Source organism: Methanosarcina sp. UBA411, assembly GCF_002495725.1.
GTDB lineage: Archaea > Halobacteriota > Methanosarcinia > Methanosarcinales > Methanosarcinaceae > Methanosarcina.
Map to the genome: position 1 here is coordinate 181,864 of NZ_DAGK01000035.1, position 7,339 is coordinate 189,202.

Consider the following 7,339-nt stretch of genomic DNA (forward strand, 5'->3'; position numbering starts at 1 on the left):
AACAGATAGAAAAAGAGACAAAAAGTAGGCCAGAAGGCCTACTCTGTTTTAGAATATTCAGTTATTGAGTTTATTTTGCTGGAATGACGAGGGATCTCTCACCAGCAGGCACGAACTCTCTCATGGCGCCGCGACCGAACTCTCTCCTGGGCTCAGCGAAGTTGAAGGGCAGGAGGTCGTCAGCGAAGCAGACCTTAATGAGTGGGTTGACGGTGAATGCGTCTCCGCGGCCTGAGTGAGCAGCCTGAGCGATACCTGCGTATCCACCCTGGTGACCGACGTTCATTGCGTAGTTGGGGTAGTTTGGACCACGGAGTTCGTCTGGAAGACCTTCGTCGCCCTGGTAGGACAGAACGTTTGCGGCACCACACTGGTCCTGCAGGTCGTATCCAAAGAATCCGAGACGGCCCCATGCTTCCTTGTGCAGATACATGGAGAGGTACCAGCCAGAAAGACCAGCGTTTGCGTTTGCTGTTGCAAGTGCAGTTGCGACACCGGCTGCGGCTGCGAGCACGGTTGCTCTCTGGGAACCACCAAAGTGGTCTTCAAGGGCAGTCGGGAACTTCTCGTAGGTCTCGATACCGTATAGTGTAGACTCAGTTGCGATGTCCTTTACGACGTCGAGAGTTGCCTTTATCTTGTTGTCCTTGCCGACGTTTGCAGCACCGTTGTATTTGTCGTTGATGTAGTCAACGTCATAGTACACGTTGTTGTCGAGGATGTCATCAGTGTATGCAGCTGTTGCATACTGTGTGAATCCGACACCACCGGACATGTAGGAGCCGAGCCAGATCTGGTCGTAGAGCATACAGCCTGCACCGACGACTTCAAGGGCGATCTTTGCTGGGTCTTCAGAGATACGGCTTGTCTGGATAATGTCTGAGAGGTGACCGAAGGAAAGTCCACCGGGCTCGTTTGGTCCACGTGCACGCCTTGCTGGGAGCATTTCACCCATGGAAACTGCAGCTGCGTGTTTTGCAGCGAATGACAGGTCAGCGACAGCTGCTTCACCAGCGCACATTGCGTATGCAGAGATGAAGGACATACCAATCTGCATAGCTGCCCACCTGGTGGTCTGAGCACCATCAGTTGTTCTGGAAACAATTGTTGGGATGTGGATTGCCTGCCAGGAAGTCTTGCCGATGGATGCCTTAATCTGGGCTGCCTGTTCTTCAGAGAACTCCTTGTTGATGTCAATAAGATATTGCTTGTCGATTTCGTCTGCAAGGGCGTCATCGCCTGTGAAAACTTTCACGTAACAGTCGTCAACAAGGGCAGGGTGAGTTTCAACCATCATTTCCTGAACCACTGCTGCACCGGGCATGGCATGGTTAAGGACTTCAAGGTAGTGGTTGATGGTTTCAGGAGTAACTTCCTTACCCAGCCTCTTCTCGAGGGTCTCGTGAGCCATGTCAAGACCGACAACGCAGGTTCTCCTGATATCATCCCACATCTGCTGCATTGCAGCGTTGTTGACGTAATGGAGGTCATCAGGTTCTGCAACAATGTCGGTGCCGGAAATGGTGTAAGGAGTGATTGCACGCTGACCGAGAGGAGCACCGGAGTGCATCATTGGGTTGTAGAATGCAATGCCTCTCTTCTCTGCGATTTCCTTACCGGCTTTAATCATTTCGACCTTTCTGGGGTCCTGCTCAGGGCCTAACCTCAGGAACTTTTCAGTCTTGCCGGTGATATCCCCGCCAACCTGCTTGTTTGAACCAAATTCCTGTGCGAATTTGACTTCCATTGAGTTTTTAAATTTTGAGAAAATGTCTGCTGCCATTGTGATCACCTCACCTTCGGCTGGAATCCGTATATTGTTCTCTTATCGAATATCCTGTGTACCCATTCAATGACTTCTGCATCGTCCCTGAAGGCTACATTGTCCACACGGTAAATGGTGGTTCTCTTTGCGGCTTCTTCACTGGACATGGGTTTGCCGAGGTCTACTTTCCTGTCGAGTGGAATTGCAACCTGATCTTTATCCATTATGATGGTGCCGTTCTCAAGTCTTCTCCTGTCGAGCATGTCGAACATTACACCGTCTTCCTGGAGACGGACAGAGTGACCGTGCACAGTTGCACCACGCATACCTGCGAGTGCATGGTCAGTAATTTCGGTTTCCATCTGAACCTTTGCGCACTGTTCCATATCTCTTTCACGGGCTTCAACAATCTGACGGCCGGAAAGAGTACCTGGGTCTACACCTCTGAAGTTGATTGCTGCGAAGTATGATCTGAAGTATGGGGTTGCAGGCGCGTTGTACATTGAGTCAGAAAACTGGACGTACCTGACTCTGTCACCGGCCTTTGCACCGGGGGTAGCATCAACATTCTCGCGGGTCGAGCAGGCAGGCTCTCCCATTTCTGCAAGTGGTGGGTGGGTGCTTGGGTAGTCGCTCCCTGGGGCACGGTGTCCGAGAACTGCAGTTAAATCTTCGTCTGAAATTTCTCTGAGTTTCTCAAGTTTTCCAGACATGTGTTTTCTTCTGTTAGCGGCAACTGATGTTGCGCCTGGATAAAATTGTCTTTCGTAAGCCATCTCATGCAACTCCTTTATGATCTTCTAACTGGTCTAATGTAGTCTTGACGTATTTAATGATCAGATTTAGCTTGTCCCTGGGACAGGAATCACCACGTGTAACTCCGCTCACCATATCCATCACAATTCCCTTTGTAAGAATATTTTCATCCCTTGGCATCACTAATCTTGTCTTTACTCCTGCCTCTGCAAAATCCTCAAAATCTACTGGGATCTGGCTGACTACAATCGCCGGAATATTAGCCTGGCTCAGGATTTCCCTTGCCTTTCTAATCACATGGTCCTTGATATTTCCGAGGTGAATAACAGCCAGTTTGTGCATTTCAATCTGTGCGACTTCTACCGGACTCAGTACAAAAGATCCTGTTCTCATACCTGATTCAGGAATTCCGGAACCTGAGTAGAGTACCAACACACTTACCTGAATGTTTTCTTTCCTCATTCCATATGTGATCTCACATACCGGTTTTGTGATATGTCTCTGGCCGGGACTCATAGCAATAGCTACTACCTCAGCACGGCCGGCTTCTGAGAGAGTACCTCGCTGAGCAAGCCCTCCTCCTTTACCAAGTCCTGCGCCGCATCGGCAATCGACTACCTGTGTTTCCCGATCGATCATCATACTTTTTCACTCATCTTTGTTTTTTTTCTCTTCTTGCTTCTCTTGTTTCTCAATAAAGATGAGCTGGTCTGTCTTGGCTTTAGGATCTACCATACCAAGCAACCTGGGGTCTGCTTCAGGACCAAGTTTAGCATAGTCAGTTACAGTAGGCTTTTTCCTGAGGAAATGTCCTTCCCTGAATTCAAAGGGGAATGGGAGCAATTTTTCGCATACTTCCCTGATCTGTTCTTTAGCTTCGGCGTTTGAAAGTTCAACTCTGATCCTGCCCACACAGATTTTCAATTCAATAACCTGATCTCCAATCTGAATGGGCTTTCTCAGTGGATGTTCCACTTTTTCCCCGGTGCCGGGGCCAGCAGACACCTTATCAGGCAGTCTGTTGCCCTGCACCATAACGCGGATCACCCCATCCACTTTGTAAATCTCAGCTATGAGCTTCTGAGCTGTCTCAGGGGATAGGATTCTACTGGGAAAGATTTCGATTTGAATAGAATCTTCTATATTTGAAGCAGAGTCTGACATCGTTAGACCTTTTGAACTATATGTTTAGAGCGCTCCTGCAACTGCCTTAATCGGCTCGCGGAATTCTGGTATTGAACCAAACACGTCACCAATCAGGCCGGATGTTGATTCGATTGTGAACATCTGAGTGCCTGCATCCAGTGCTACTGCTGCGCATACACAGGGGATTGCGAATCCTCTGGAGTGCCTAGTAACGACGTGGTTACCGTTGAAGACACCAGGCCCACCGCCACCATAAATGGAGTGGCTGAAGAATGAGAACCCTACTGCGGTACCCTCTACTTTACCGTAGTCGCATCCTGGAAGACCGGTTTCCTTTTCAAGGATATCGTTGAAGTAGAGAAGTGTTGAGGAAACGTTCTGAGCTGCACGGCCTGCACCACAGTTCACGAGAGTAGCTGCAAGAGTACCGACTGCTGCACAGGCATTCCACATTGGAACGTCGTTTGCTTTGTAGAAGTTGTATCCAGAAGGAGCAGTCTTGTCAACAGAGATAATACCGTCTTCAAGTGCCCTGCGAACAACGGACTCGATAACGGTTCCAATGGTACCGTCTTTACCGTTTTCCTTTACAATGTCATATAAGAGGTTGTTACCGTTAAGACCCTGGTATGCAAGACCGAGGAGCTGATGTCTCTCGAACATGCCTACTGCTCCGCCCATCTCGAAGATACCAGCCTGCTCGTAGATTGAAGAGAGAGCTGATGCGTTCATTGCATTCCTGTTGGAAATTGCTGCAACGTGGTTGGCCATGATATTTCTGAGGGAGAAGCCAAGACCTTCGTTGTTCTGGGGGATACTGAGAATACCCTGAACCTGTCCTCCCATGAGATCCATTGTCTGTGGGTAGCTTCCCCAGACGGCAGCCTTTACGATAGGAGCATCATATGGGTCGGTTCCAAACATGTCCAGAATAGTCTGGGTGACAGCTGCTGCACCAACTGTGGTTGCGGACATGAAGTCGGCACCTGCAATCATCCTGGACTGTGGGGACTGGATCAGAAGGCTCTTTCCACCCTTGACTTTGATGATGTTGGTGTCGTCGCCTTCATCAACCTGGACGAATTTTTTAACATTTTCTGCAATTGCATCAGCATTGCCTACAAGGTCATAGTTAAGTCCACGGCCTAAGATCTGACGGCCCTTTCCGCCCATCTTGCCGCTGGCAAGTGCACCCTGGATACCTGCGAGGTTGACTGCAACGGACCTCTTGGTGTCCATGATGATCTTTTTAATTGCTGCGTTTCTTGTTGGAGCAAGGCTCATAATGTCGACATTGCTCTCGAGCAGTTTTCCTCTGTCGTCGTAGATGTCTACTGTGTCAGACACTTTAATTTCCTCCTTAATTTATTAAAATCATTTTGGGACTGGTCACCTACTCGAGTGCTTTTGCACTCAATAAATCAAGTACCGCTCTGTTTTTAAGTGTCCACTTTCCCAATGAAAGCTCATTCGTTTAGAAGGTACTTAAATCTTTTGTGTTCTCCGATGAATGAATTCATCCATTTTTTTAAAATATATTTTATTAATATAGAATCTATTTTTGTGAAAATATATAAGAAAACGATATCAACGGAAAAATTATGTTTTAATAATACTTAAAGACCGAAGAGAATATGTCAAGATACTTAATGAATTTTTTTTCTTAATTGATTGAGAATTTGCACTAAATTATTTCATATGTTATTTTGCTTCCAGAGAGTCATACCAAAAAGATTTAGTAATACCTAGTAATACGAAAGTTTAATATGGAAGTAGTTGTCGATGTAGGCGGAAATCCAGGGGTAGACTGTAGAGGCTTCTGTAAGTATTGTTATTTTAAAAAGGTCAAAGACGTTCAGCCCTTGGGCTGCAAGTATTGTCTTCCTTTCAAGAAAGGGTGTGACTATTGCACACGTAGTGTAAAAGAATCATATTCGGGTTTCAAACCCCTTCAGATGGTACTGGAAGAAACTGCAAGAAAACTCTATTTCGCAAGTGGAGAGATAAAAAAATTCAGTATCAGTGGAGGAGGGGATTTAAGCTGTTACCCCGAACTGAAGAATCTTGTTTCTTTCCTGTCTCAATTCAAGACTCCCATACACCTGGGATACACAAGCGGAAAAGGCTTCAACAAGCCTGAAGACGCTCTTTTCTACATAGACCACGGGGTCACAGAGGTAAGTTTTACAGTCTTTGCGACCGATCCGGCTCTAAGAGCTGAGTACATGAAAGACCCGGAGCCTGAAGCTTCTATACAAGTTCTTAGAGATTTCTGTGCTCATTGTGACGTATATGGGGCTATTGTACTCATTCCGGGAGTAAACGATGGAGAGATCCTTGATAAGACCCTCAGTGATCTTGAAGCTATGGGTGCAAAAGGAGCTATTCTAATGAGGTTTGCAAATTTTCCGGAAAATGGGCTTATCCTGAATAACGCCCCTATCATTCCGGGTATAATCCCACACGGTATCCAAGAATTCACAGAATTGGTACGGAATTCTGCAGCAAAGCACTCTTCCATGAGGATTACAGGAACCCCTCTTGAAGATCCTTTAATTGGTTCTCCTTTTGCTATCCGGAATGTTCCCGAAGCCCTAGAAAAACTTCCGAGAATTACAAGAAGAGCCACTGTCATTACAGGCCAGATAGCAGCTCCAAGGCTGAGGGAAATCTTTGAAGCTCTTGGAGGCTCAGTGAATGTTGTCGCCCCAAAAAAAGACATCGGATGCCTCATAACTATTGAGGATCTCAAAAATATGGATCTCTCAGAAGTAAGCGAGACTGTTTTTATCCCAGGAAGGGCTTTTGCTCATGATATGGAAGTTAAAGAGGCCTTTAAAAGAGACGGTGTTGATAGGCTTGTTCGCAGGGGACCTGAGCTTCTTTCTGTAGACGGCGAAATGTCAATAGGAATGAAAAGAGAAGAGGTTCTGGAATTGGAAATTAAAAGCTTTAATGAGCTTATAGGGCAAATTAATTCCCTTGGGTTACCTGTGGCATGAATAAGGCTATAATTAAAATCCCAGTCCGAATCTGAGAAAAGAGAGTGAAAAGTATAAAAAAATAAATTCCGTCAAAGATACAGATAATCAAACAGATACTATATAAATAGCGCTGTAATTATATAATTACACAAAAAGTAGATAGGAAAAGTTTTCAAGTTTGGGAGAGTGGATTTTTTCCTATAAGGGTGCAATCGAAACCTGAAAAGAATCACTCCCAAAAGAAGAACAGTAATGTGGACAGTAAAATTAGAGAACTAATTAATAAATACTACTGTACTTTTGGGCTCTCAAACTGCCCTGCCTCCTTTCAATTCATCAGATTAATTTTTTATAATTTTATAATTCTTTTATTTCATTCTCAGCGCGCAGACCCGGACATGAAATCCAAAAGCCCCAGTTGCTTAACCCTATGATTCTCGAAAAGAGAACATATGTCTTTATCCAGAAGTTCAATTCTCTGTCGGGTGTAACTGGAAACTCCATATCGCTCCCCAATTTCTTTTGAGATCTCCAGATATTTACGAACAGCCCCTTCGTGTACGGTCAGCACTACATTACCTCCGCATTTAGGGCAGGCCCCGGTTAGCGGAGGACGCCTGAACTTCTCTCCGCATTTTATACAGCGCATCCGCTGCCTAGAAAAAGAACGGAGATTTCCGAGAAGATC

7 protein-coding genes are annotated in these 7,339 nt (G+C 46.0%); 1 reads left to right on the top strand and 6 read right to left on the bottom strand.

The annotated features are described in order from the left end of the window. Positions 1-70: 70 nt before the first annotated feature. Genes mcrA through mcrB form a run of 5 tightly spaced genes read right to left on the bottom strand, consistent with a single transcriptional unit; the run spans position 71 to position 5,014 of the window. Positions 71-1,783 (bottom strand): coenzyme-B sulfoethylthiotransferase subunit alpha, encoded by a 1,713-nt coding sequence (mcrA, locus tag BP861_RS15745; protein ID WP_292376957.1) that lies wholly within the window; start codon positions 1,781-1,783, stop codon positions 71-73. A gap of 5 nt (positions 1,784-1,788) precedes the next feature. Next, the gene (gene mcrG, locus BP861_RS15750) at positions 1,789-2,541 is read right to left on the bottom strand and encodes a coenzyme-B sulfoethylthiotransferase subunit gamma (protein WP_292377024.1); all 753 of its coding nucleotides are present in this window, start codon (positions 2,539-2,541) and stop codon (positions 1,789-1,791) included. Position 2,542: 1 nt separating this feature from the next. After that, positions 2,543-3,163: a methyl-coenzyme M reductase I operon protein C gene (gene mcrC, locus BP861_RS15755; RefSeq protein WP_292376958.1), complete on the bottom strand. Its 621-nt coding sequence runs from the start codon at positions 3,161-3,163 to the stop codon at positions 2,543-2,545. A 6-nt stretch (positions 3,164-3,169) separates the two neighbouring features. Continuing rightward, positions 3,170-3,685: a methyl-coenzyme M reductase operon protein D gene (gene mcrD, locus BP861_RS15760; RefSeq protein ID WP_292376959.1), complete on the bottom strand. Its 516-nt coding sequence runs from the start codon at positions 3,683-3,685 to the stop codon at positions 3,170-3,172. A 24-nt stretch (positions 3,686-3,709) separates the two neighbouring features. Further along, positions 3,710-5,014 (bottom strand): coenzyme-B sulfoethylthiotransferase subunit beta, encoded by a 1,305-nt coding sequence (gene mcrB / locus BP861_RS15765; RefSeq protein ID WP_292376960.1) that lies wholly within the window; start codon positions 5,012-5,014, stop codon positions 3,710-3,712. A 419-nt stretch (positions 5,015-5,433) separates the two neighbouring features. Here mcrB and mmp10 point away from each other — a divergent pair, with 419 nt between their 5' ends. Next, the gene (mmp10, locus tag BP861_RS15770) at positions 5,434-6,669 is read left to right on the top strand and encodes a methyl coenzyme M reductase-arginine methyltransferase Mmp10 (RefSeq protein ID WP_292376961.1); all 1,236 of its coding nucleotides are present in this window, start codon (positions 5,434-5,436) and stop codon (positions 6,667-6,669) included. 361 nt (positions 6,670-7,030) lie between these two features. Here mmp10 and BP861_RS15775 read toward each other — a convergent pair. Further along, a partial coding sequence (locus BP861_RS15775; RefSeq protein ID WP_292376962.1) for a hypothetical protein occupies positions 7,031-7,339 on the bottom strand: 309 nt, incomplete at its 5' end.